This window comes from Aequoribacter sp. (assembly GCF_965659035.1).
Lineage (GTDB): Bacteria > Pseudomonadota > Gammaproteobacteria > Pseudomonadales > Halieaceae > Aequoribacter.
This window is the reverse complement of record NZ_CBFHWH010000145.1, coordinates 1-2,538: the sequence shown is the minus strand read 5'-3', so window position 1 is coordinate 2,538 and position 2,538 is coordinate 1. Positions and strand designations below refer to the sequence as shown.

The window sequence follows — 2,538 nt, the reverse complement described above, 5'->3', positions numbered from 1 at the left end:
GGGTGGTACGGGAGGCATTTCAGGCCCCGTGGCGGATATTGCTGTGCTAAGCAATGGCGTGGTTGATTCCGTTTGGGATCGAGGAGTTGGCGCTTTTGACGAGTCTACCGGCTTTGGTACCTGCATGAACGATAATGGCGCGGATTGCCCAAGTATCGAGTGGTCATTGGTAGACGACAATGAGCGCGGTCAAGTGATCGAGATTTACCATGGCGCAAATGCTTTATTGGCGGGTTGGTTTATTGCCTCAAGTTCCGGTGTCGATGTGTCGGGCAACACCGCAATCGCGTTTGATATCAAACATATCGAAGGCAATAACAGCTACACCATGAAGCTAGACTGTTTTTACCCATGTACTTCGGGTGATTATCCGCTCGGGTCGGCCACGCAGGGTATGTGGCACAGTTTTACAGTGCCTCTGGCGAATCTGAAAAACGCGGGGCTTAACGCAGCGAGTGTCGATACGGGTATCGTCATTTGGGCCACGAGCCACAATGCCAACCGTTTTCGGATAGATAACGTCCGGTTCGAGGGTAATTAATTGCAAGCAATATCCCCAGCAAGACATGTCGCTTAATAAGACGTGTACGGATATACACTGCAGACATTAAAGGAAATTACTTTTATAAAGTTTGAATTAAGGTAAAGTAATTAAACATTACTTGCACTGCTCGTGGTAAGGACGTGCATATGATTCAAACACAATGGCCGCTGCGCTGGGACTTGCTGTCTCGGTATCGGTTAATCGAGATTATTGCCTATTGGGAAGGGCGCCTGACCACTAAGCATTTGATTGATGCCTTTGGTATAGGCCGCCAGCAGGCCTCGAAAGATATTAACACCTACTTAAAGACCATTGCTCCCGGTAACTTGGTGTACGACAAATACATCAAGGGCTATCGACCCAGCCAGGCCTTTATCCCCAAACTGACCAGGGGACAAACCGAAGAGTACCTGCAGTTGGTAGCTGCTAAGCAGTCACTGAACGATACCTTTGCCGACTTGCACCTTGGGCTACAGCACGCCGAGGCTTTGCGTGTACCTTTGCGCAACACGCGTCCAGAGATCATCCGCGCCTTGATCACCGCAATGCGCGAGCAGCAGCGCCTGGAAGTCGACTATGTGTCGATTGTGTCACCCAATCGCGATGGTCGAATTATTGTGCCGCACAGCATTGTGAATACGGGGTTACGCTGGCATGTGCGCGCTTGGTGCGAGAAAAACCAAGATTATCGTGATTTTGTGTTGAGTAGATTCCGTGGAGAGGCCAGTTTACTCGGGCCGAGCGAGCATGGTTTGGATGGCGACTCGGCGTGGAACACCCAAATCGAAATACACGTTACGGCTGATCAGCGGCTAAGCCCAGCGCAGCGCGATGTGGTGGTTCGTGACTATGGTATGCTCAATGGGCGCTTAACGATTCCGTCACGAGCTGCGCTTGCCTATTACGTGCTTCAGCAGCTAAATATCGACCCCAACTCGATTCATGCTAAACCCGAGGCACAGCAGATTGTGGTGCAGAACTTATCAGACCTAGAGCCGTACTTGTTTCATTGATCCCACCCAGCCACCATACGTAGGATCGCAGTTTCTTGCGAATTTGTGCTTACGTTGGTGATTAGAGTGCGCCGCGCTTTAATAAGCACTAATATAGCGCCTTAGCGTCGGGCGCCATGACAGGGCGATCGCTCGAGCAGTCTTCATCGACATTTCCCCCCAAAAAGGATTTTTAACTGGTGTCTGATCATCTCGTCTTTTTACCCCTGGGCGGTACCGGCGAGATTGGTATGAACCTGAATCTTTACGGCTATCGCGATCGCTGGTTAATGGTCGATTGTGGCATTACGTTCGAGCAACAAAACAATAGTTTGCGGCCATCGGTTCAAATGGCTGACCCGCAGTTCATTGTTAGCCGCAGGCAGTTGCTCGATGGCCTGATCATAACTCACGCGCACGAGGACCATATTGGTGCCGTGCCTTACCTCTGGGCGCAGTTGCGTTGCCCGATTTACACCACGCCCTTTACTGCGACCGTGCTGCGCCGCAAGTTTGCTTCGCTCGATAAACCACTGCCAAACGAGCTAATAGAAGTCCCGCCTGACCATGTTGGGCGTATTGGTGAGTTTGATGTACGGTGGCTGCAGCTGACGCATTCCACGCCAGAAACGTGCGCCTTACATATTCAAGCGGGCAGCTACAGCGTGTTGCATACCGCCGACTGGAAGTCGGATGCTCGACCTGTCGTTGGCACTGCATGGGCGCCAAATAGCTGGCAGGCTTTGGCGCGTCAGACGGTGGATGCAGTGGTATGTGATTCGACCAACGCAACAAAACCCGGGCGCTCTGCCACTGAAGGCGAAGTCGCCGATGGGTTGTTTCGTGCCCTGTTACCCTTGAACGGTAAGGTCGTAGTCGCGTGCTTTGCCAGCAATATTGCGCGCATGCAGTCGGTGTTGCGCATCGCGCACGCCACTGGTCGTCGTGTGGGACTGCTGGGTCGATCACTTGAAAACATGTACCGCAATGCGCTGGCGAACA

2 protein-coding genes and 1 pseudogene are annotated in these 2,538 nt (G+C 52.2%); all 3 read left to right on the top strand.

Translation table 11 applies throughout. The annotated features are described in order from the left end of the window. Positions 1-541, top strand: a pseudogene (locus tag ACTF5Z_RS11830) (glycosyl hydrolase); the annotation flags it as partial. A gap of 149 nt (positions 542-690) precedes the next feature. Continuing rightward, the gene (locus tag ACTF5Z_RS11825) at positions 691-1,557 is read left to right on the top strand and encodes a helix-turn-helix transcriptional regulator (RefSeq protein WP_423854918.1); all 867 of its coding nucleotides are present in this window, start codon (positions 691-693) and stop codon (positions 1,555-1,557) included. Positions 1,558-1,736: 179 nt separating this feature from the next. Beyond that, positions 1,737-2,538 (top strand): MBL fold metallo-hydrolase (locus tag ACTF5Z_RS11820; protein WP_438985812.1); only part of this gene is annotated, 802 nt, incomplete at its 3' end.

What these genes read in the sequence shown, in the direction of transcription:
- ACTF5Z_RS11825 (WP_423854918.1), top strand. Translation starts at nt 691, where the DNA reads ATGATTCAAACACAATGGCCGCTGCGCTGGGACTTGCTGTCTCGGTAT.